The following is a 21871-nucleotide window of genomic DNA, read 5'->3' as shown; positions in this document are numbered from 1 at the left end:
GTGGAAAACTGGTTAAATTTCTCAGGGGGGAATAAAGATATAGTATTAAGTAGTAGGATAAGATTAGCAAGAAATATTAAAGATATATCTTTTCCTCATAAATTAAAAGAAGATGAGGGCAGAGATGTTGTTAACAAAGTAGAAGAAGCTTTTTATACTTCCATTCACACAGAAGAAGACTATAAAACTCTTTATTTATGGCAAATGGACGATATTAATAATAGAGCTTATTTAGAAAAACATTTGATAAGTAATAAGTTAATTACAAATAATAAAAAATCAGCTTTTATTTTAAATAAGGATGAAACCGTAAGCATAATGATAAATGAAGAAGATCATCTAAGATTACAATGTATAACTTCAGGAATGAATTTAGAAGAGGCTTATGATTCAGCAGATAAAATAGATAATTTTCTTGAAGAAAAATTAGACTATGCATATGATGAAAAATTAGGATATCTAACAGCTTGCCCTACCAATATTGGAACAGGCTTAAGGGCTTCGGTTATGATACATCTACCTGCTTTATCAATGAATAATGAGATGAATGGAGTATTGAAGGTTTTGACCCAAGTAGGAATGACTATAAGAGGATTATATGGAGAAGGTTCAATTTCTAGAGGGAATATATATCAAATCTCTAATCAGATAACATTGGGATTAAGTGAGAAAGAGATAATAGATAATTTAAAAGCAGTAGTTGGTGAGATTATCAATCAGGAAAATTTATGTAGACAAAAGTTAATAAGTAACTATAAATACGAATTAGAAGATAAAATATATAGGTCATTAGGAATTCTTAAGTCAGCAGTTCTTTTAGAAACAGGAGAATGCTTAAACTTCTTATCAGATGTAAGATTTGGGATTGAAATGGGTATAATTAATGAAGTAAATAAAGAAATATTAAATTCATTAATTGTAGATGTTCAACCAGCTATGCTACAAAAATCATATAATGATAAATTTACTGATAACTTAAGAAATTTAAATAGAGCAAAGCTTGTAAGAGAAAGACTTGCTAAAACAAATAATTAATGATTGAGAAAAGAAATTTGTGAGGTGGTGAATTAAAATGATGTTTGGAAGATTTACAGAAAGAGCTCAAAAAGTTTTGATGTATGCTCAGCAAGAGGCTCAAAGTTTACAACATGGATATGTAGGAACTGAACATATATTATTAGGAATTTTAAAAGAAGATGGAGTAGCTAAAAATATATTAAGCAATATGAATATATCAATAGAAGATGTAAAAACTTTAATTGAAGAGTACGAGGGTAAAGGGGAAATAGATGTATATAGAAATGAAATCCCGCTTACACCTAGAACTAAGAGACTTTTAGAATTGAGTCTTTTGGAGGCAAGGAATTTAAATCATAATTTTATTAGTCCTGAGCATATTTTACTTGCATTAATAAAGGAGTCTGAAGGTGTAGCATTTACTATATTAAGTAATTTAGGAGCCGATTTTGATAAACTTAGAAAAGAGTTACTAGAGAATTTAGTTGGAGAGCAGCCTATTAATAATGTAAATACAAATAAGAGAACAAATGAAGGGACTCCAACATTAAACCAGTTTGGAAGAGAACTAACTGAAATGGCTAGAGAGGGAAAGCTTGATCCTGTTATAGGAAGAGATAAAGAAACTCAAAGAGTATTAGAAATATTGTGCAGAAGAAATAAGAATAATCCTTGTCTAATTGGTGATCCAGGAGTAGGTAAAACAGCAATTGCCGAAGGATTAGCACAAAAGATAGTTGAGGGAAATATACCAGAGATTTTAAAGGATAAAAGAGTAGTTACACTAGATTTATCATCAATGATTGCAGGCTCTAAATATAGAGGTGAATTTGAAGATAGGTTAAAAAAGGTTATGGAAGAAATAAGAAAATCCGGTAACGTGATTTTATTTATAGATGAAATTCATACTATTGTAGGAGCTGGAGCTGCAGAAGGAGCTATTGATGCCTCAAATATTTTAAAGCCAGCATTAGCAAGAGGAGAAATACAATGTATAGGAGCAACTACCATAGATGAATATAGAAAGTATATAGAAAAAGATGCAGCATTGGAAAGAAGATTTCAGCCTATTATGGTAGGAGAGCCAAGTAAAGAAGAAGCTATACTTATTTTAAATGGATTAAGAGATAAATATGAAGCACATCATAGAGTTAAGATAACAGATGATGCTATAGATGCAGCAGTTAATTTATCCGATAGATATATTACTGATAGATATTTACCTGATAAAGCTATAGATTTGATAGATGAAGCTGCTTCTAAGGTAAGAATTGAAAATATGATAGCGCCCCCAGATATGAAGCAATTAGAAGAAGAGTTAGAAAAGATAACAAAGGAAAAGGAAGATGCAATAAGGGTACAGGATTTTGAAAAGGCAGCACAGTTAAGAGATAATGAAAAAGAATTAAAAGATAGATTGGATAATATAAAATCAGATTGGAAAACTCAAAAACAAGTGTCTACACTAATTGTTGGAGAAACACAAATAGCTTCTGTTGTGTCAAAATGGACTAATATTCCAGTAGAAAAACTTACAGAAAAAGAATCTGAAAGGTTATTAAAATTAGAACAAATTTTACACAATAGAGTAATAGGTCAAAATGAAGCAGTAAAATCTGTTGCAAGGGCAGTAAGAAGAGCTAGAGTTGGCTTGAAAGATCCAAAAAGGCCAATAGGATCATTTATATTCTTAGGGCCAACAGGAGTAGGAAAAACAGAACTATCCAAAGCATTAGCCGAGGCTATGTTTGGTGATGAAAGTAGTATGATAAGAATAGATATGTCAGAGTATATGGAAAAGCATACGGTTTCAAGATTAGTAGGGTCACCTCCAGGATATGTAGGATACGATGAAGGAGGACAGTTAACAGAAAAAGTGAGGAGAAATCCTTATTCTGTAGTTCTATTTGATGAAATTGAAAAAGCTCATCCTGATGTATTTAACATATTACTACAAATATTAGAAGATGGTATATTAACTGATGGTAAGGGAAAAACAGTAAATTTTAAAAATACAATTATTATAATGACATCTAATGTAGGAGCATCCACCATTAAGAAGCAGAAATCTTTAGGATTTACTATTGATTCTAATGAGAGCGAAAATCAGTATGAGAAGATGAAAGAAAATGTAATGGAAGAATTAAAGCGTTCATTTAGACCAGAATTTCTAAATAGAATTGATGATATAATTGTATTCCATCAGCTAGAAGAAAACGACCTAAAACAGATAGTTGGATTAATGTTAAAATCAGTAGCAGAGAGATTGGGAGAACAAAATATTAATATAAGTTTTGATAATGAAGCAGAAAATCTATTAGCTAAAAAAGGATTTGATTTAGTATATGGAGCTAGACCGCTTAGAAGGGCCATTACAAAGACTGTAGAGGATAGATTATCAGAAGAAATATTGAAGGGTAATATTGGAAAAGGAGATAAAGTCCAGATTACTGCTAATGATAGCGAATTAATATTTAACAAAGTTTAAAAAGTTAAGGGAAACAATTTTATGTTGCCTCCAATTTACAATAATATTATTAGCAATTTATTAAATGTAATTTTTTAATTTTAAAGGAAGTTTTAAATTTTTTAAAACTTCCTTGTTTATTCTTCACAAAACTTTGCAATAATATTGTATAATAGTAATTTGTACAGAATATTAGGAGTTGATTTAATGGGGAAAGTCAAGAGCTGTTTTGTATGTCAAGAATGTGGATATGAATCACCAAAATGGATTGGTAAATGTCCTAATTGTGGCGTGTGGAATAGCATGGTAGAAGAGTTGAAAAGTTCAAAAAGTTCTATTGGGAATACTTTGTCTAATATTAAAAATAATAGTGTACCACAAAGTATAGTAGATATTAAATCTATATCTTATGAAAGACTTGATACTGAAATTAATGAATTAAATAGAGTATTAGGTGGAGGAATAGTTAAAGGATCTCTTACATTAATATCAGGAGATCCAGGTATAGGAAAATCTACTTTGTTATTACAAGCGGCAAATAACATTTCAAATAAATATGGAAGAGTATTATATATATCAGGAGAAGAATCAGAAGAACAGATAAAAATAAGAGGAGATAGACTTGGAACTTTATCTAAAGAACTTTTTATTGTATCCGAGACAAATATAGAAGACATTGAACAACATATAGATAATACAAAACCAATATTTGTTATAATTGATTCTATACAAACCCTATATAGTCCATCAGTTACATCAGCACCAGGCAGTGTGTCCCAAGTTAGAGAAAGCTCAAATCAGATAATGAGAATAGGAAAGAATAGAAATATACCATTTTTTATAGTAGCTCATGTAACTAAGCAGGGAGCTTTAGCAGGGCCAAAAGTATTAGAACATATGGTAGATACGGTTTTATCCTTTGAAGGAGAAAGAACAGAAGAATTTAGAATACTTAGAACTATGAAAAATCGTTTTGGAACTACTAGTGAAATAGGGGTTTTTGAAATGAGGGAAAGTGGACTTGTAGAAATATCTAATCCTTCAGAAGTGTTTTTAGAAGATACAGAATTTAATAAAGAAGGTTCTATAGTAATAGGAATTATGGAAGGAAGTAGGCCTATTTTAGTGGAAGTTCAAGCTTTGGCAAGTGAGACAAAGGCTGTTATGCCTAGAAGAACTTCTGTAGGAGTAGACAATTCCAGAATAAATCTTATATTGGCTGTATTAGAAAAAAAACTTAAGGTACCATTTTATAATTGTGATATCTATGTAAATGTAGTAGGAGGCCTTAATATAGAAGGCACTTTTGGAGATTTGGGAATCTCATTAGCATTAATATCTAGTATTAAAGGATATGAATCAAAGTTAGAAAAGTTATTAGTAGTAGGAGAAGTTGGGTTGACTGGAGAAGTAAGACCTGTAGCATTTTGTGATAGAATAGTAAATGAAGGTAAAAAAATGGGATTTAAGAATTTTATTATACCTTCAAGAAATAAGGACAAAATACAGTTAACTGGCATAAATGTTATAGGGGTATCATCTTTAAAAGAAGTGATACAAAAAGTATTTTGAGTGTAAGGTGATTTAAGATGAGAATGGAAAAAGATAAGGAACTAATGAATATTCTTAAGATAATGGCTCCAGGAACATCTTTAAGAGATGGATTAGAAAATATATTAAGAGCAAAAACTGGAGGACTAATAGTATTAGGAGATAATGAACAAATAATAAATTTAGTAGATGGAGGATTTGTTATAGATGCTGAATATAGTCCATCTTATGTTTATGAACTAGCTAAAATGGATGGAGCTATAGTAATAAGTAGTGATTTAAAAAGAATCATACGTGCTAATGCACAGTTAATGCCTGATTCGAGTATACCTACTTTTGAAACAGGAACAAGACATAGAACAGCTGATAGAATAGCAAAACAAACAGAGACGATTGTTATAGCAATATCACAAAGACGAAATATTATAACTGTTTATAAAGGTACAATAAAATATGTGTTAAGAGATAGCAGTGTTATATTAGGAAGGGCAAATCAAGCTTTACAAACATTGGAAAAATATGTTGCTGTATTAGATAGAGTTGTAAATAATCTAAATGTATTAGAGTTTGAAGATTTAGTAACGTTATTTGACGTTATGACTGCAATACAAAGAACAGAAATGGTTATGAGAATTGTAAGTGAAATGGAAAGATATATATGTGAACTAGGAAATGAAGGAAGACTTATTTCTATGCAATTAAATGAATTGATAAAGTCAGTTGAACAGGATGGAATACTTTTAATTAGAGATTACTGTGAAACTTATATGGACTATAATGACATATATAAACAAATTCAAGGATTATCTTCAGAAGAATTACTTAATTTAGATGCAATATCTAAAAGTTTAGGATATGTTGGAGTTCCATTAGTGGATACACTTATATCCCCTAGAGGATATAGAATGCTTAATAGAATACCAAGAATACCTGGAAATGTAATTGAAAATCTTGTTAAAAACTTTAAAGAATTAAAGGCAGTAATGGAAGCTACTTATGAACAACTAGATAAGGTTGAAGGAATTGGAGAGGCAAGAGCAAAGGCAATCAAAAATGGGTTAAGAAGATTAAGAGAACAAATAATGATAGATAAACATCAAGGATATAAATAGAATAAGTAAATAATTAATTTACTTACTCTATTTATAAAAGTATTTTATCTTAATGTATATTTGCCTAAAGTATTTATTCTATCGTATTCTTTAATAAATATGTCATAAAGATTTAAATCTAAAGTGTTACATAAAGAAGTTAAATAGAATAAATTATTTCCTATTTCCCGTTCAATGATCTCACGGCAATTATCACATAAATCACCTTTTATATGGCTTTTTAAGATTTTAGATAAGTCCTCTATATCAGCATCCTCATCTGGTAATTCTTGTTTTTGGGCATTAACATTAATACAACCACAGTTTGTAATAGATTTTACTATAGCTCTATTTATTCGACCTTCAGATTCTTGTAATTTTGTCATTATATCTAAAATACTTTTATGTCTTAATAATGATTCCTCAACAGCATTTTGAAAATTATCAAATATTAAATCTTTCATAAAGTTCAGCTCCTTATATTGATATGTTATTTCTCCAGATAATTATAATTTTTTTCAGACAATTTTGTCAACTGAAGGATGGTGTAAAATTTATTATATATATATAATAAATTAAAATTATAATCAATCATAGGGGGATAGTTAAAATATTAATTCATTAAAAACTTTTAATGAATAATTGATTAAATACTAGGGCTGCTTATTGAAAATTAAAATTTATTAATATATATTAAATATTAATAGGATTGAAAGTTAGATAAAGTGTAAATAATTTAATTAGGAGGTGAATTTAGGATGTTAAAAAAAATATTAAGAGGATTATTCACAATTATAGGACTAACCATTGGATATATAATAGGTGAAAAAGCTATAAGTTCGGAGCTTTTATCACAATTTCAGTATGTTCAAGGGCCTATAAAAACAGCATTATTTATATTAATGTCAACTATATTATTTGGATTTATATTATTTTTAATATCCCCTTGGATTATTATTGGAATTATAAAAGTTATGGATTATGTAGAAAGAAGTATTCAAAAATTACCAACCAATGAAGTGATAATAGGTACAATAGGAGCTATTATTGGATTGGTTATTTCAGCACTATTTGTCAGTCTATTAGCTAGAATACCTGTTGTGGGAGTAGCGGTAGCAGTAGTAATGGCAGTAGTAATGGCAGCTCTTGGCGCAAATATAGCGCTAAGAAAAAGAGAAGATATATTATCTTTATTCTCTAATATAAAGAAAAGTGGAACTATTACTAAAGAAAAGAAAGGAAAAGGTTTTAGAGCAGATCCAAAAGTATTAGATACTTCTGTAATAATAGATGGAAGGATATTTGATATATGTCAAACAGGATTTATAGAAGGATCACTTATAATACCAAACTTTGTATTAGAAGAATTAAGGCATATAGCTGACTCTTCTGATGGATTGAAGAGAAATAGAGGAAGAAGAGGACTAGATATATTAAATAAAATACAAAAAGAACTTAATATTGATGTACAAATATATGAGAAAGATTTTCCTGATATAGCTGAAGTAGATAGTAAACTTTTGAAATTAGCACAAGTAATGAATGGAAAAGTAATAACTAATGATTACAATTTAAATAAAGTAGCGGAATTTCAAGGTGTACCAGTGCTTAATATAAATGAATTAGCAAATGCAGTAAAGCCGGTGGTACTTCCAGGAGAAGAAATGAAGATACAAATAATAAAAGATGGTAAGGAATCTAATCAGGGAGTAGCATATCTTGATGATGGTACTATGATTGTAGTAGAAGGTGGAAGAAAACATATAGGAGAAATTGTTGATGTAGTTGTTACATCTGTTCTTCAAACTGCAGCAGGAAGAATGATATTTGCAAGACAGAAGGATTCTTTTGAGTAAGATAAAGTTTATACAAACATAAATAAAAACTAACGCCACTAATAAATTATATTTTATATGGTTTATTAGTGGCGTTAAAATATAGTATAATATAAAATTAAGTATGGTAATATATATTATTTTTGACTTGATAAATTTTATAGGGAGAAGATGTAAGCTATGAGGGAAAACTGTGCAATAGTTGTGGCAGCAGGCAAGGGGACTAGAATGGGAAAGGGTATAAATAAACAATTTCTAAAAATAAAAGATAAGCCTATTTTAGTATATACTTTGGAAGTTTTTAATAATCACCCTAAAATAGATAGAATAATTTTAGTGGCTGCTAAAGAAGAAGTTCAATACTGTAAAAGTAACATTGTAGAAAAGTATAATATAAATAAAGTTAAGTCAATTGTATCAGGAGGCAAAAATAGACAAGAGTCTGTGTTTAATGGATTAAAAGAAATTAGGGATGCCAATATAGTACTTATACATGATGGCGCTAGACCATTTGTAAAGAATAATATAATATCAAAAGGTATAGAATATGCTGAAATGTATGGAGCATGTTCCTGTGGAGTTAAGCCTAAAGATACTGTAAAAGTAAAAGATATTAAAGGGTTTTTAATAAAAAGTATTGATAGAAACACTTTGATAAATATACAAACTCCGCAATGTTTTAAATATGAATTAATATTAAAATGCCATGAAGATGTTGTAGATAAAGAAAATGATTTTACTGATGATACATCTATAGTTGAGTTTTTTGGACATAAGGTTTATATTTATGATGGAGACTATAGTAATATTAAGATTACTACACCAGAAGATATGGTATTTGCTGAAGCTATTTTAGAAAAGCTATATTAATTTTTTGAGTATACTCTTGACAGTTTTTTATTTATTAATATAGTATATAAATAGTTATATAATTAAATAGTAAGCTGTGAAAAAGAATAGTAGGAACAAATTTACAGAGAGAAAATTATTAGCTGAGAGATTTTCAACTGTTTTGAACCCACTTTGGAGCTGTAGGAAAAACCTACCGGAGAAATCCGTTATTAGAATTAAGTTAAAAATTAGGTGGTACCGCGATATATGTCGCCCTAAATAAGGGGCGGCTTTTTGTTTTTTGTATTTTTAATAATTTTAAGTTTATTTTATATAATGGTTTAAGGAGGAACTACAATTATGAGATTATCAAAAATGCTAATAAGTACACTAAGAGAAACTCCAGCAGAAGCAGAAATATTAAGTCATCAATTAATGTTAAGAGCTGGAATGATGAGAAAAATGGCATCAGGTATTTATAATTATATGCCTTTAGGACTAAGAGTTATAAAAAAGATTGAAGACATCGTTAGAGATGAGATGGATAAGACTGGAGCTCAAGAATTTTTGGCATCTGCATTACTTCCATCAGAGTTATGGAAAGAATCCGGAAGATGGGAAGTTTTTGGACCTGAAATGTTTAAATTAAAGGACAGAAATGAAAGGGAATTCTGCTTAGGACCAACTCATGAAGAAGTTTTTACTGATATAGCAAGAAATGAGATTAAATCTTATAAGCAATTGCCATTAAATTTATATCAAATTCAAACTAAATATAGAGATGAGAGAAGACCAAGATTTGGAGTGATGAGGTCAAGAGAGTTTGTAATGAAGGATGCTTATAGCTTTGACAAAGATTATGAAGGCTTGGATATATCTTATAACAAAATGTATGAAGCATATCATAATATATTTAAAAGATGCGGATTAAGTTGTAAGTGTGTAGAAGCAGATTCAGGAGCTATGGGTGGATCAGGATCTGCTGAGTTTATGGTTAAATCAGAAATAGGGGAAGATGAAATAGCATTCTGTACATGTTGTGAATATGCAGCTAACATAGAGAAAGCACCATCTACTCCTGATATTCCGGAAAAAGAAGAATTTAAGGAATTAAATAAAGTAGCAACTCCTAATATTAAAACTATAGAAGAATTGATCAATTTTTTTAGTACTGATGCTAAAAAATTTGCTAAAACTTTAATATATAAAGCAGATGATAAAGTTGTAGCAGTTATGGTTAGGGGAGATAGAGAAGTTAACGAAGTAAAAGTAATAAATGCTATTGGGGGAGCTATAGATTTTGATATGGCTGATAGTAATACAGTAAAACAAGTTACTTCAGCAGAAGTTGGGTTTGTAGGACCAATAGGAATTAAAGTAGATTTATTATTAATAGATGAAGAAGTATCACATATGAATAATTTTATTATAGGAGCTAATGAAACAGGATATCATTATGAAAATGTGAATTATGGAAGAGATTTTAAAGGTACTACGGGAGATTTTAGAAAAGTAGTAGAGGGAGATAAATGTCCTAAATGTGGAGAAGCAATGACTATAGCAAGAGGAGTAGAGGTTGGACATATATTTAAGTTGGGTACTAAATATTCAGAAAATATGGGAGCAAACTTTATAGATGAAAATGGTGACACTAAGCCTCTTATAATGGGATGTTACGGCATAGGTGTAAATAGAACTATGGCAACAGTAATAGAACAAAATAATGATGACAATGGAATAATATGGCCACTATCTATAGCTCCATATCAAGTTATAGTAGTACCAGCGATAACTAAGGATGAGGAACAGGTAAGAATAGCTGAAGAAATATATAATAAATTAAGAGATATGGGTGTAGAAGTATTATTAGATGATAGAGATGAGAGAGCTGGAGTTAAGTTTAAAGATGCTGATTTAATAGGTATACCAATGAGAATAACAGTAGGTAAGAAGATTAAAGACGGCAATGTAGAATTTAAGTTGAGAAGTTCTGATGATTTAGAAATTATTAACATAGAAGAAGTTTATAACAAAGTAAAGAAGGAATTTGAGAAAAATAATCTAAAATTATAGTATAGACTTTTAACGAATAATTATTAAATCAGGGGGAATATAATATGAGTTTAGATTTAGGGAAAATTCAAATGGCACGAGAAAATATAAAAAGTATAGTAAGAAAAACACCGTTGTTTTATTCATCTACTTTTACAAAAGAAAGTGGCCTTAATATTTATCTAAAATGTGAAAATAAACAGAAAACAGGAGCTTTTAAGATAAGAGGAGCGTATAACAAAATTGTTAGTCTTACTGAAGAGGAAAAAAGAAAAGGAGTTATAGCTTCGTCTGCGGGTAATCATGCTCAGGGAGTTGCATATGCAGCAGCAGCTTTTGGTATTAAATCAACTATTGTAATGCCAATAACTGCTCCACAAGCAAAGGTTAAGGCTACAAAAGGATATGGAGCTGAAGTAATACAATATGGGGAAGTGTACGATGAATGTTATTCAAAAGCTTTAGAAGTACAAAAGGAAACTGGTGCAACTTTTATCCACCCATTTAATGATGAACAGGTTATAGCGGGACAGGGAACTATAGGAATTGAAATATTGGAAGACCTTCCAGAAGCAGATGCTATTGTTGTTCCCATTGGAGGAGGAGGTTTGATATCTGGTATTGCACTAGCAGCTAAATCAATTAAGCCAGATATAAAAATCATAGGAGTTCAACCTTCAATAATAGCTTCATCTAAAGCTTCTTTGGATGAGGGAAAGATAGTAACTTTACCAGGAGTTAAATCTTTAGCGGATGGAATATCGGTTAAAACTCCTGGTGATATAACTTTTAAATATATGCAAAAATATGTAGACGATATAGTAACAGTATCTGAAGATGAAATAGCTTATGGTATATTTTGTTTAATAGAACGTTCTAAGTTAATAGCAGAAGGAGCAGGAGCAGCAGCTATTGCGTCAATTTTAAGTGATAAAGTTGATTTAAAAGGTAAAAATGTTGTTTCATTAATAAGTGGTGGAAATATAGATATAGCTTCAGTATCTAAAATAATTGATAGAGAACTTATTATACTAAAAAGAAGAATAAGATTTGTGGTTGAACTACAAGATAAAGTAGGGCAATTAGGACAGTTAGTAACTAATGTGGTATCTATGGGAGCTAATGTTGTAAAAGTAAGGCAAGATAATAACTGGAATGAAAAAGGGCTTGATTATGCTAATGTAGTATTTGAAATAGAAATAGAAACAAGAGAGCATGCTCAGAAAGTAATAGATACTTTAAGGAAAAAAGGATATAATTTAGAAGTAATAGATTAAGTATAAAAAGGAGGTTTAATATATGAAAGTCTTTAATACATTGACGAGAAAGAAAGAAGAATTTATTCCTATAAAACCAGGTGAAGTGAGTATGTATGTATGTGGACCTACAGTATACAATTACTTTCATATCGGTAATGGAAGAACTTTTATAGTTTTTGATACAGTAAGAAGATATCTTGAATATAAAGGATATAAGGTTAATTTTATTCAAAACTTTACAGATATAGATGATAAAATGATAAAAAGGGCTAATGAAGAAGGAACTACAGTTAAAGAACTGGGAGATAGATTTATAAAAGAATATTATAAAGATGCTGATGCTTTAAACATTGAAAGAGCTACAGTAAATCCTCGTGCTACGGAATTTATGGATGAAATAATAAATTTTGTAGAAGACTTAATTGATAAGGGCTACGCATACGAAATAGATGGAGATGTATATTTTGAAACTAAAAAATTTAATGAATATGGAAAGTTATCAGGACAGAATTTAGAAGATCTTCAACTAGGAGCTAGAATAGATGTAGATGAGAGAAAGAAAGATCCTATGGATTTTGCTGTATGGAAAAAGCAAAAACCAGGTGAGCCAGCCTGGGAAAGTCCATGGGGATTAGGTAGACCAGGATGGCATATAGAATGTTCTTGTATGGCACATAAACTTTTAGGAGAAACAATTGATATACATGCAGGTGGTTATGATTTAATATTTCCACATCATGAAAATGAAATTGCCCAAAGTGAGTGCAGAACAGGAAAATCTTTCGCAAAGTATTGGATGCATTCAGCATTCTTAAATGTAAACAATCAAAAAATGTCAAAGTCATTGAATAACTTTTTTACTGCAAGAGAAATATTAGAAAGATATGAGCCTGATGTAGTAAGGTTATTTATGTTATCCGGACACTATAGAGCTCAATTAAATTTTAGTGAAGAATTATTAGAATCTGCAAAATCAGGATTGGATAGATTATATAATGCTATAGGAAATCTTGAAAATCTTTTAAATGAAGTAACACAAGAGAGCATTCAAGAAAATGAAAAGGATTATCTAAGGCATTTAGAGGAATACAAAAATAGATATATAGAAAAAATGGATGATGATTTTAATACAGCGGATGCTATATCTGTTATATATGATATGGTAAGGGATGTAAATACTAATGTAGGAGCTAATTCATCAATGGAATTAGTTAAATATTCATTAAATATGATAAGAGAGTTAGGAAAACCTTTAGGAATATTACAAAAATCAATAAAGGGTAACATAGATGAAGAAATAGAAAAGCTTATAGAGCAAAGACAACAAGCTAGAAAAACAAAAGATTGGGCTTTAGCGGATAAAATTAGAGATGAGCTTAAAGAAAGAGGAATTGTACTTGAGGATACTCCACAAGGAGTAAGGTGGAAGAGAATAAACTAGTTCTTTAGGGTTATGAGTCGGATTGGAGAAATACTAATGGAAATCAATTTGTTTACAAGCAAGTTCACGTTACAGGAAGCAAGAGCATTAAATCCACTAGTTTTAGCCTTTATAGGTGATGCGGTGTATGAAGTTTTTATAAGAAGTTATCTTATAGATAAAAATAGAGATATGTGTGTTCATAAATTGCATAAGAAGTCAGTTGGTTTTGTTAAAGCTCATGCTCAAAGTGAATTCATAAGAAATATACAAGAAACTTTAAATGAAGATGAAATTGTAATATTTAAAAGAGGAAGAAATGCTAAATCTGGTACTATTCCTAAAAATGCTAGTGTACAGGATTATAGAATGGCTACTGGATTTGAATCAGTAATAGGATTTTTATATTTGACTAATCAAAAGGACAGATTAAATGAAATTTTAAATACTATAATCAATATTTAGAATAATGTATGGAAAAAATAAGTGGAAATAATAGGAGGTACAAGATGGGGGTAAAAGTTAAATTATTAGAATACACACCTAATCCAGAAAAAGTTGTAGCTTCAGCTGCAAAGTTATGTTATAGTCCAGTAGGAATTGAGGAAATACAGGATAATTTAAATGATGAAAAGATAAATAAATTTTTAAATGTGTTAATATCATATGGACATGAATCACCTATAGAGCATATATCATTTACTTTTGCAGCAGAGGGAGTGTCTAGAAGTTTAACTCATCAGCTAGTAAGACATAGAATAGCATCTTATTCTCAGCAAAGTCAAAGATATGTAAAATTAAATCAATTTGAGTATATAATACCTCCTGAAATAGAAAATAATAAGGAAGCTAAAAATATTTTTATAGAGGCTATGGAAAATAGTCAAAAGTCTTATAATGCAATAGTTGATTTATTAGAAGAAAAGTATATAAGTGAGGGAATGAAGGCAAGTGATGCTGAGAAAAAAGCTATTGAGGACTCACGATATGTTTTCCCTAATGCTTGTGAAACTAAGATAATATTTACAATGAATGCTAGAAGTTTAATGAATTTTTTTAGGCATAGATGTTGTAATAGAGCTCAATGGGAAATTAGAGAATTAGCTAATGCTATGCTTAATGAAGTGAAAGAAGTAGCTCCAATAATATTTAAATACAGCGGACCTTCATGTGTATGTGGAAATTGCCCAGAAGGGAAAATGAGCTGTGGTAAAATGGAAGAAGTAAGGGCAAAATATCTGTAAATCAAAGAGGTAATATATATGAGAGAAGATTTAATTGAAGGAAGAAATGCAGTAATAGAGGCTCTTCGTTCTAATAATACAATAGAACAAATACTGGTTGCCAAAGGTGATACTAAAGGATCTATAAATGTAATTTTTTCTTTGGCTAAGGAAAAAGGTATAGTTATGAAAGAGGTAGATAGAAGAAAAATAGAGCAGCTATCTGAAACTGGCAATCATCAAGGTGTTATAGCTTATATAACGCCATACAAATATTATACTGTAAAGGATATTTTACAATATGCAAAGGAAAAAGAAGAAGATCCATTTATAGTAGTACTAGATGAAATAGAGGATCCACATAATTTTGGAGCAATAATGAGAACGGCAGAGGTATGTGGAGTACATGGAATAATTATTTCTAAAAGAAGAAATGTGGGAGTAACTCCTGTTGTGCATAAAACTTCAGCTGGTGCAGCTGAATATATGAAAGTAGCTAAAGTGCCTAATATAAACAGTGCCATTGAAGAACTTAAAAAAGAAGGAATATGGGTATATGGTGCAGATATGTGCACTGATAGTTTTTGCTATGAGACAGAACTTACTGGACCAATAGCGCTAGTAATAGGTAGCGAGGGTAAAGGAATATCAAAACTCACAAGAGAAAAATGTGACGTAATAATAAAGATACCTATGATGGGGAAAATAACATCTTTAAATGCATCTGTAGCCGGAGGGATACTTATGTATGAAATATTGAAACAAAGGATTGTAAAAATAAAAAAGTGAGAAATGTATTTGTAGATGGATACAATGTAATAAATAGTTGGCCTGAATTAAAGAAGATAAAGTCATATAGTTTGGAAGCAGCAAGACAAAAGCTTATTGAAATGTTGCAAAATTATGCTTCTTATAAGGGATATAAAATTATTTTAGTTTTTGATGCCCATATGGTTGCAAAGAGCATTGAAAAAAAAGATAAGTATGATAATTTTTTAATAGTTGTATTTACAAAAGAAGGAGAAACGGCTGACAGTTTTATAGAAAAAAAAGTGAATAATATAGGAAGAAAAGCGGACGTTTGTGTAGTGACTTCGGATCTTATGGAACAACAAGTTACATTTCAAAGAGGCGCTACACGTATGTCCTCTTTAGAATTTTATCATGAAGTAATATCCATAGAGAAAATTATAAATACAAGAATTGAAAAAAAGATTTCATCTGAAAAAAGTACTATAGAGGATAGAATAAAAGGTGATATTTTGGAAAAACTTCAAAAAATTCGCAAAAGTAATTGAAATCCCTTGACTATAAAAAGCTTTCTAAGGTATAATTTAACTTGTAGTATAATTTCTAGGGGGGATATTGTGGGAAAAGGGGTTAATGAGGTAAAAGATATAATTTTCTTTAAAAATATGCTAGATGAGGAAATTGTAGGAGAAGCTAAAAAAGGAAATATTAGAGCTCAGGAGTACTTGATAAATAAATATGAGAATTTTGTAAAGTCAAAAGCAAAATCTTATTTTCTAATAGGAGCTGATAAGGAAGATATATATCAAGAGGGAATGATAGGATTGTATAAAGCTATAAGGGATTTTAAGCCAGATAAATTATCATCCTTCAAGGCTTTTGCTGAACTATGTGTGACAAGACAAATAATAACAGCTATAAAAACAGCTACAAGACAAAAACATATTCCTTTGAATACCTATATTTCCCTAAATAAACCTATCTATGATGAGGAATCAGATAGAACGTTAATGGATATATTGTCTGAAGCTAAAATTGCAGACCCAGAAGAATTGATAATAAGTAGAGAAGAAATGGGATATATTCAAAATGAAATAGGAGAGGTGCTTTCCAATTTGGAAATGGAAGTACTTATGTCGTACATAGATGGTAAATCATATCAAGAGATTGCTTGTGATTTAGATAGACATGCAAAATCAATTGATAATGCACTTCAAAGAGTAAAAAGAAAACTTGAGAAATGTTTAAATATAAAATAAGTTTTGTATTGACAAAATAGTACACTTATATTAAAATTAATAATCGGTATATAATATTTCGATTATGTAGGCGGGAGTAGTTCAGTGGTAGAACACTAGCTTCCCAAGCTAGTTGCCGCGGGTTCGATCCCCGTTTCCCGCTCCAACAAAGTTAGGAAAATTGCCCATGTAGCTCAGTCGGCAGAGCGTCACCTTGGTAAGGTGGAGGTCACCGGTTCAATCCCGGTCATGGGCTCCAAGAAAATATATAAAGTGCAACACACCAGGGTAAGTTTACTTACGAAATTTATTGAAAAATAAAGGAGGAAATAAACAATGTCAAAAGAAAAATTTGAAAGAAGTAAGCCACACGTAAATATAGGAACAATAGGTCACGTAGACCATGGTAAGACAACATTGACAGCAGCAATCACAACAGTATTAGCAAGCAAAGGATTTGCAGATGCATTCAAATATGACGAAATAGATAAGGCACCAGAAGAAAAAGAAAGAGGAATCACAATCAATACATCACACGTAGAATATGAAACAGAAAACAGACACTATGCACACGTAGACTGTCCAGGACATGCTGACTATGTAAAGAACATGATAACAGGAGCAGCACAGATGGACGGAGCAATCTTAGTTGTAAGTGCAGCAGATGGTCCAATGCCACAGACAAGAGAGCATATACTACTAGCATCCAGAGTAGGAGTTGAATACATAGTAGTATTCTTAAACAAAGCAGATATGGTAGATGATCCAGAACTAATCGAATTAGTTGAAATGGAAGTAAGAGAATTATTAAACGAATATGGATTCCCAGGAGATGACGCTCCAATCGTAGTAGGATCAGCATTAAAAGCATTAGAAAACCCAACAGATGCAGAAGCAATAAAATGCATAGATGAATTAATGGCAGCAGTAGATAGTTATATACCAACTCCAGAAAGAGCAACTGATAAGCCATTCTTAATGCCAGTAGAAGATATCTTCACAATTACAGGAAGAGGAACAGTTGCAACAGGAAGAGTAGAAAGAGGTATCCTAAACGTAGGAGACGAAGTAGAAATAGTAGGATTAAGCGAAGAAAAGAAGAAGACAGTAGTAACAGGAGTAGAAATGTTCAGAAAGTTATTAGACAGTGCAATGGCTGGAGATAACATAGGAGCATTATTAAGAGGAGTACAGAGAGACGATATCGAAAGAGGACAGGTGTTAGCAGCACCAGGATCAGTACATCCACACAAGAAATTTGTAGGTCAGGTATACGTATTAAAGAAAGAAGAAGGTGGAAGACATACACCATTCTTTAATGGATATAGACCACAGTTCTACTTCAGAACAACAGACGTTACAGGATCAATCAAATTACCAGAAGGAACAGAAATGGTAATGCCAGGAGATCACATTGATATGAACGTAGAATTAATCACATCAATAGCAATGGATGAAGGATTAAGATTCGCTATAAGAGAAGGCGGAAGAACAGTAGGTTCAGGTGTTGTTACTACTATAGTTGAATAGTGATATTAAATAGGACTGGGTTTCTAGACCTAGTCCTTTTAAGAGTTAAGTAAGTACAGCATTTCTTTTAATAAATTACATTGACATATAAATTGAATTGTGTTAAATTATTAAGGTAATGCTTAAAATTAATTAGAGTATCTCCCTGCGTTTTATATAAATACCAGGATAAGTACCAGGAGGTGTAAAAAGATGAGAGTGAAAGTTACATTAGCTTGTACTGAATGTAAACAAAGAAATTATGACACAATGAAAAACAAGAAAAATGATCCAGATAGATTAGAAATGAGAAAGTATTGTAGATTTTGCCGTAAGCACACAATTCATAAAGAGACAAAATAGTACATAGAGGCATTATTATATTCAGGGATGTGAAAAAATGAGTGCTGATCTAAAAGAAAAAAAAGAAGTTAAGGTGACTGCCCCAAAAAAGGGTGGAGTTATTAGGTTTTTTAAAGATTTAAAAGGTGAATTTAAAAGAATTACCTGGGCCTCTAAAGAAGATGTGAAAAAGGCTACCCTTATAGTGTTAGTATTTTGTTTTGTATATATGGTGGCTGTAGGTGTGATAGATTCAGGATTTAATAATTTATCTAAAATCATCTACAAATAAATAGTAAAAAGGAGGTAGGGGTCGAGATAAGATTCCCGTCCCTTGGAATATGGCAGAGAGAGCTAGATGGTATGTGGTTCACACATATTCTGGTTATGAAAATAAGGTTAAGGCAAATCTTGAAAAGACCATAGAAAATAGAAACCTTCATGATTGGATATGTGATGTACAGGTTCCTATGGAGGAACAAGTTGAAATAAAAGATGGAAAAAAGAAAGTAACATTGAAAAAGGTATTTCCAGGATACGTACTAGTGAAAATGGTAATGACAGATGATTCTTGGTATGTAGTTAGAAATACCAGAGGTGTTACAGGATTTGTTGGCCCAGGGTCTAAGCCTGTGCCATTAACAGATGACGAAGTTGCGTCTATGGGTATTATAGAAAGACAGGTAGATTTAGACATAGAAGTTGGTGAAAGTGTAAAAGTGGTTTCGGGACCATTAGAAAACTTCCCAGCAGTTATACAAGAAATTAATATTGAAAAACATAAAGTTAAAGTTCTTGTTAACATGTTTGGCAGGGAAACACCTGTTGAACTTGATTTTACTCAGATAGATAAATTAGACTAATTTAAAAGGCGAAAGCCTTAACCAAGTGGGAGGATTTAAAATCCGTATTACCACATTTATTAGGAGGTGTAAATTATGGCTAAAAAAGTTACAGGAATGATAAAACTTCAACTTCCTGCAGGAAAAGCAACTCCAGCGCCACCAGTAGGACCAGCGCTTGGTCAACATGGTGTAAATATTATGGCGTTTTGTAAGGAGTTTAATGCCAAAACAGCTAATCAAGCTGGATTAATAATACCAGTTGTAATCACAGTATATCAGGATAGATCTTTTAGTTTTATACTAAAGACTCCTCCAGCAGCAGTTCTTATAAAGAAAGCAGTTGGAATTGAAAGTGGTTCTGGCGTTCCAAACAAGACTAAAGTTGCTAAGATAACTAAAGAACAGTTGAAGCAGATTGCTGAAACTAAAATGCCAGACTTAAACGCTGCATCATTAGAAGCTGCTATGAGCATGGTAGCTGGTACAGCAAGAAGTATGGGTGTAACTGTAGAAGAATAGTTACTGTTTAAATAAGTGGGAGGTATAAACCGTTAAAACCACAAAGGAGGATTAGTATGGGAAAGAATTATATTGAAAGTGCTAAATTAGTTGATAAAAATGCTTTATATACTCCAGCGGAAGCAATGGATTTAGTGATTAAGACTTCTAAAGCAAAATTTGATGAAACAGTTGAGCTTGCAGTAAGACTTGGAGTTGATCCAAGACATGCAGACCAACAAGTAAGAGGAGCAGTAATACTTCCTCATGGAACTGGTAAAACAGTTAGAGTTTTAGTTTTTGCAAAAGGCGAAAAAGCTAAAGAGGCAGAAGCTGCTGGAGCAGATTTTGTTGGAGCAGAAGAATTTGTTGAAAAAATTCAAAAAGAAAACTGGTTTGATTTTGATGTAGTAGTTGCTACACCAGATATGATGGGATTAGTTGGTAGATTAGGTAGAGTATTAGGACCTAAGGGATTAATGCCAAACCCAAAATCAGGTACAGTTACTTTTGATGTGGCTAAAGCTTTAGCAGATATAAAAGCTGGTAAAGTTGAATATAGAGTTGACAAAACTTCTATAGTTCACGTTCCAATTGGAAAGAGATCTTTTGGAGCTGAAAAATTAGCTGATAACTTCCATGCATTAATGGAAGCTGTAGTAAAAGCTAAGCCAGCAGCAGCTAAAGGACAATATATTAAGTCAGTTGCTGTTTCAAGTACAATGGGACCTGGAGTAAAAATTAATCCGACAAAAGTATTAGAATAGTATTGACATAAATATAGATTTTTGATATTATTTTAAGGGTTGAATAAGTAAATATACCGTAGACAGTAGGTGCGTAAGCGTAACGGGCAACCAACCTACCGAGGGTTCCAATATATGATGAGGTATAATTGGTTTCTCTGTGTCTACGGAGAAACCTTTAATTTTTATATACAGTATATGCAGTTTAAACTGTGAGGAGGTGGACACACAGTGAACAAGAATAGACAGTTAAAAGAAGCTAAAGTAGCTGAAATTAAGGAAAAAATGGAAAAAGCCGAAGGTGTTGTATTAGCACATTACCAAGGCTTAACAGTAGAAGAAGATACTGAATTAAGAAGGAAATTAAGAGAAGCAGGTGTAGAATACAAAGTGTATAAGAACACTTTAAGTATTTTAGCAGCTAAAGAATTAGGATATGATGGAATAACAACTTTACTTGAAGGTCCTATATCATTAGCTTTTGGATATGATGATCCAACTGCTCCAGCAAGAGTACTTAATGATTTTGCAAAAAATCATAAGAAACTTGAGTTAAAAGGTGCAATAGTTCAGGGTGAAGTTTATGATGCAGATAAGACAAAACAGCTTGCTGCAATACCACCAAAAGATGTACTTATTGCAAAATTACTTGGAAGCTTCAAGGCTCCATTATCAAATCTTGCATATTTATTAAATGCAATTAAAGAAAAAAAAGAATCTGAAGAAGTTTAATTAAATTAGGAAAATTTGGAGGTGCTTAATAATGACTAGAGAAGAAATCATTCAAGCTATAAAAGAAATGAGCGTTTTAGAATTAAATGAATTAGTAAAAGCATGTGAAGAAGAATTTGGAGTAAGTGCTGCTGCACCAGTAGCAGTTGCAGGAGCTGCAGGAGCTGCAGGAGCTGCGGCTGGAGAAGAAAAAACTGAATTCGACGTTGTGTTAGCAAGTGCTGGTTCAGAAAAAATTAAAGTTATAAAAGCTGTTAGAGAAATAACTGGATTAGGATTAAAGGAAGCTAAAGAAATAGTTGACGGAGCTCCTAAGACATTAAAAGAAGGCGTAGCTAAAGAAGAAGCTGAAGCTATGAAAGCTAAGTTAGCTGAAGTTGGCGCAACTGTAGAATTAAAATAGTTTTAATATAAATCACATAAAAAGAGGTACTTTTGATAAGTGCCTCTTTTTTAAATAAATAT

General features: G+C 31.2%; 23 protein-coding genes, 2 tRNA genes and 2 other annotated features. Of the genes, 24 read left to right on the top strand and 1 reads right to left on the bottom strand.

Going from position 1 to position 21871, the window contains the following annotated elements; all coding sequences use genetic code 11:
• From J2Z24_RS07100 to disA, 4 genes are all read left to right on the top strand, one after another.
• Positions 1 to 1035 (top strand): protein arginine kinase, encoded by a 1035-nt coding sequence (locus tag J2Z24_RS07100; protein ID WP_035147367.1) that lies wholly within the window; start codon positions 1 to 3, stop codon positions 1033 to 1035.
• A gap of 37 nt (positions 1036 to 1072) precedes the next feature.
• Positions 1073 to 3505: an ATP-dependent Clp protease ATP-binding subunit gene (locus tag J2Z24_RS07095; protein ID WP_035147370.1), complete on the top strand. Its 2433-nt coding sequence runs from the start codon at positions 1073 to 1075 to the stop codon at positions 3503 to 3505.
• A gap of 186 nt (positions 3506 to 3691) precedes the next feature.
• Complete coding sequence (radA, locus tag J2Z24_RS07090; protein ID WP_035147373.1) at positions 3692 to 5056, top strand: DNA repair protein RadA; 1365 nt, start codon at positions 3692 to 3694, stop codon at positions 5054 to 5056.
• Between the two features lie 17 nt (positions 5057 to 5073).
• Positions 5074 to 6147, top strand: coding sequence for a DNA integrity scanning diadenylate cyclase DisA (disA, locus tag J2Z24_RS07085; RefSeq protein ID WP_035147375.1), 1074 nt, complete (start codon positions 5074 to 5076; stop codon positions 6145 to 6147).
• Between the two features lie 44 nt (positions 6148 to 6191).
• Here disA and J2Z24_RS07080 read toward each other — a convergent pair whose 3' ends face one another.
• Positions 6192 to 6590, bottom strand: a complete 399-nt coding sequence (locus tag J2Z24_RS07080) for a nucleoside triphosphate pyrophosphohydrolase family protein (RefSeq protein WP_035147377.1) — start codon at positions 6588 to 6590, stop codon at positions 6192 to 6194.
• Positions 6591 to 6884: 294 nt separating this feature from the next.
• Between J2Z24_RS07080 and J2Z24_RS07075 the strand changes: the two genes are divergently transcribed.
• From J2Z24_RS07075 to rplL, 20 genes are all read left to right on the top strand, one after another.
• Positions 6885 to 7982 carry a PIN/TRAM domain-containing protein gene (locus J2Z24_RS07075; RefSeq protein WP_035147380.1) on the top strand — a complete coding sequence of 366 codons (1098 nt, stop codon included), beginning with the start codon at positions 6885 to 6887 and terminating at the stop codon, positions 7980 to 7982.
• A 159-nt stretch (positions 7983 to 8141) separates the two neighbouring features.
• Positions 8142 to 8831 carry a 2-C-methyl-D-erythritol 4-phosphate cytidylyltransferase gene (gene ispD / locus J2Z24_RS07070; RefSeq protein ID WP_035147383.1) on the top strand — a complete coding sequence of 230 codons (690 nt, stop codon included), beginning with the start codon at positions 8142 to 8144 and terminating at the stop codon, positions 8829 to 8831.
• A 67-nt stretch (positions 8832 to 8898) separates the two neighbouring features.
• Positions 8899 to 9073 (top strand) — a binding site (T-box leader).
• Between the two features lie 79 nt (positions 9074 to 9152).
• The gene (locus J2Z24_RS07065; protein ID WP_035147386.1) at positions 9153 to 10865 is read left to right on the top strand and encodes a proline--tRNA ligase; all 1713 of its coding nucleotides are present in this window, start codon (positions 9153 to 9155) and stop codon (positions 10863 to 10865) included.
• A 44-nt stretch (positions 10866 to 10909) separates the two neighbouring features.
• A complete protein-coding gene (gene ilvA, locus J2Z24_RS07060) occupies positions 10910 to 12121 on the top strand; it encodes a threonine ammonia-lyase (protein WP_035147391.1) in 1212 nt (403 codons plus the stop codon).
• Positions 12122 to 12143: 22 nt separating this feature from the next.
• Complete coding sequence (cysS, locus tag J2Z24_RS07055; protein ID WP_111947623.1) at positions 12144 to 13544, top strand: cysteine--tRNA ligase; 1401 nt, start codon at positions 12144 to 12146, stop codon at positions 13542 to 13544.
• Between the two features lie 36 nt (positions 13545 to 13580).
• Positions 13581 to 13988, top strand: a complete 408-nt coding sequence (locus tag J2Z24_RS07050) for a Mini-ribonuclease 3 (RefSeq protein WP_035147395.1) — start codon at positions 13581 to 13583, stop codon at positions 13986 to 13988.
• Between the two features lie 44 nt (positions 13989 to 14032).
• Positions 14033 to 14767, top strand: a complete 735-nt coding sequence (gene thyX, locus J2Z24_RS07045) for an FAD-dependent thymidylate synthase (RefSeq protein WP_035147398.1) — start codon at positions 14033 to 14035, stop codon at positions 14765 to 14767.
• An 18-nt stretch (positions 14768 to 14785) separates the two neighbouring features.
• On the top strand, positions 14786 to 15535 hold the full coding sequence (gene rlmB / locus J2Z24_RS07040) for a 23S rRNA (guanosine(2251)-2'-O)-methyltransferase RlmB (protein ID WP_035147401.1): 750 nt from the start codon (positions 14786 to 14788) through the stop codon (positions 15533 to 15535).
• The gene (locus J2Z24_RS07035) at positions 15532 to 16044 is read left to right on the top strand and encodes an NYN domain-containing protein (protein ID WP_035147403.1); all 513 of its coding nucleotides are present in this window, start codon (positions 15532 to 15534) and stop codon (positions 16042 to 16044) included. The genes rlmB and J2Z24_RS07035 overlap by 4 nt, the downstream gene beginning before the upstream one ends.
• A gap of 69 nt (positions 16045 to 16113) precedes the next feature.
• Entirely contained in the window at positions 16114 to 16755 is a 642-nt protein-coding gene (gene sigH, locus J2Z24_RS07030) for an RNA polymerase sporulation sigma factor SigH (protein WP_278320962.1), read from the top strand.
• Between the two features lie 70 nt (positions 16756 to 16825).
• Positions 16826 to 16900, top strand: a tRNA-Gly gene (locus J2Z24_RS07025).
• Between the two features lie 17 nt (positions 16901 to 16917).
• Positions 16918 to 16993 (top strand) — tRNA-Thr (locus J2Z24_RS07020).
• A gap of 77 nt (positions 16994 to 17070) precedes the next feature.
• Complete coding sequence (gene tuf / locus J2Z24_RS07015) at positions 17071 to 18264, top strand: elongation factor Tu (RefSeq protein WP_035147406.1); 1194 nt, start codon at positions 17071 to 17073, stop codon at positions 18262 to 18264.
• A 192-nt stretch (positions 18265 to 18456) separates the two neighbouring features.
• Positions 18457 to 18606, top strand: a complete 150-nt coding sequence (rpmG, locus tag J2Z24_RS07010) for a 50S ribosomal protein L33 (RefSeq protein WP_035152304.1) — start codon at positions 18457 to 18459, stop codon at positions 18604 to 18606.
• 37 nt (positions 18607 to 18643) lie between these two features.
• Complete coding sequence (secE, locus tag J2Z24_RS07005; protein ID WP_111947624.1) at positions 18644 to 18877, top strand: preprotein translocase subunit SecE; 234 nt, start codon at positions 18644 to 18646, stop codon at positions 18875 to 18877.
• 49 nt (positions 18878 to 18926) lie between these two features.
• Entirely contained in the window at positions 18927 to 19448 is a 522-nt protein-coding gene (gene nusG, locus J2Z24_RS07000; protein ID WP_035152299.1) for a transcription termination/antitermination protein NusG, read from the top strand.
• A gap of 75 nt (positions 19449 to 19523) precedes the next feature.
• Positions 19524 to 19949, top strand: a complete 426-nt coding sequence (rplK, locus tag J2Z24_RS06995; RefSeq protein WP_035152297.1) for a 50S ribosomal protein L11 — start codon at positions 19524 to 19526, stop codon at positions 19947 to 19949.
• Between the two features lie 56 nt (positions 19950 to 20005).
• Positions 20006 to 20695, top strand: a complete 690-nt coding sequence (gene rplA / locus J2Z24_RS06990; RefSeq protein WP_035152295.1) for a 50S ribosomal protein L1 — start codon at positions 20006 to 20008, stop codon at positions 20693 to 20695.
• A gap of 38 nt (positions 20696 to 20733) precedes the next feature.
• Positions 20734 to 20866: a sequence feature (ribosomal protein L10 leader region), on the top strand.
• Between the two features lie 39 nt (positions 20867 to 20905).
• The gene (rplJ, locus tag J2Z24_RS06985) at positions 20906 to 21406 is read left to right on the top strand and encodes a 50S ribosomal protein L10 (protein ID WP_035152292.1); all 501 of its coding nucleotides are present in this window, start codon (positions 20906 to 20908) and stop codon (positions 21404 to 21406) included.
• Positions 21407 to 21437: 31 nt separating this feature from the next.
• Positions 21438 to 21809 carry a 50S ribosomal protein L7/L12 gene (gene rplL, locus J2Z24_RS06980; RefSeq protein ID WP_035152289.1) on the top strand — a complete coding sequence of 124 codons (372 nt, stop codon included), beginning with the start codon at positions 21438 to 21440 and terminating at the stop codon, positions 21807 to 21809.
• The last annotated feature ends 62 nt before the right edge of the window (positions 21810 to 21871 follow it).

The organism is Clostridium tetanomorphum, from assembly GCF_017873215.1.
Lineage (GTDB): Bacteria > Bacillota > Clostridia > Clostridiales > Clostridiaceae > Clostridium_AO > Clostridium_AO tetanomorphum.
The sequence above is the reverse complement of the archived record's forward strand: the minus strand, read 5'-3'. Positions and strand labels throughout refer to the sequence as shown.

Excerpts from the sequence above, each read along its gene's own strand:
- J2Z24_RS07095 (WP_035147370.1), top strand. The coding sequence starts at position 1,073 with ATGATGTTTGGAAGATTTACAGAAAGAGCTCAAAAAGTTTTGATGTAT.
- radA (WP_035147373.1), top strand. The coding sequence starts at position 3,692 with ATGGGGAAAGTCAAGAGCTGTTTTGTATGTCAAGAATGTGGATATGAA.
- disA (WP_035147375.1), top strand. The coding sequence starts at position 5,074 with ATGAGAATGGAAAAAGATAAGGAACTAATGAATATTCTTAAGATAATG.
- J2Z24_RS07080 (WP_035147377.1), bottom strand. The coding sequence starts at position 6,590 with ATGAAAGATTTAATATTTGATAATTTTCAAAATGCTGTTGAGGAATCA.
- J2Z24_RS07075 (WP_035147380.1), top strand. The coding sequence starts at position 6,885 with ATGTTAAAAAAAATATTAAGAGGATTATTCACAATTATAGGACTAACC.
- ispD (WP_035147383.1), top strand. The coding sequence starts at position 8,142 with ATGAGGGAAAACTGTGCAATAGTTGTGGCAGCAGGCAAGGGGACTAGA.
- J2Z24_RS07065 (WP_035147386.1), top strand. The coding sequence starts at position 9,153 with ATGAGATTATCAAAAATGCTAATAAGTACACTAAGAGAAACTCCAGCA.
- ilvA (WP_035147391.1), top strand. The coding sequence starts at position 10,910 with ATGAGTTTAGATTTAGGGAAAATTCAAATGGCACGAGAAAATATAAAA.
- cysS (WP_111947623.1), top strand. The coding sequence starts at position 12,144 with ATGAAAGTCTTTAATACATTGACGAGAAAGAAAGAAGAATTTATTCCT.
- J2Z24_RS07050 (WP_035147395.1), top strand. The coding sequence starts at position 13,581 with ATGGAAATCAATTTGTTTACAAGCAAGTTCACGTTACAGGAAGCAAGA.
- thyX (WP_035147398.1), top strand. The coding sequence starts at position 14,033 with ATGGGGGTAAAAGTTAAATTATTAGAATACACACCTAATCCAGAAAAA.
- rlmB (WP_035147401.1), top strand. The coding sequence starts at position 14,786 with ATGAGAGAAGATTTAATTGAAGGAAGAAATGCAGTAATAGAGGCTCTT.
- tuf (WP_035147406.1), top strand. The coding sequence starts at position 17,071 with ATGTCAAAAGAAAAATTTGAAAGAAGTAAGCCACACGTAAATATAGGA.
- rpmG (WP_035152304.1), top strand. The coding sequence starts at position 18,457 with ATGAGAGTGAAAGTTACATTAGCTTGTACTGAATGTAAACAAAGAAAT.
- secE (WP_111947624.1), top strand. The coding sequence starts at position 18,644 with ATGAGTGCTGATCTAAAAGAAAAAAAAGAAGTTAAGGTGACTGCCCCA.
- nusG (WP_035152299.1), top strand. The coding sequence starts at position 18,927 with ATGGCAGAGAGAGCTAGATGGTATGTGGTTCACACATATTCTGGTTAT.
- rplK (WP_035152297.1), top strand. The coding sequence starts at position 19,524 with ATGGCTAAAAAAGTTACAGGAATGATAAAACTTCAACTTCCTGCAGGA.
- rplA (WP_035152295.1), top strand. The coding sequence starts at position 20,006 with ATGGGAAAGAATTATATTGAAAGTGCTAAATTAGTTGATAAAAATGCT.
- rplL (WP_035152289.1), top strand. The coding sequence starts at position 21,438 with ATGACTAGAGAAGAAATCATTCAAGCTATAAAAGAAATGAGCGTTTTA.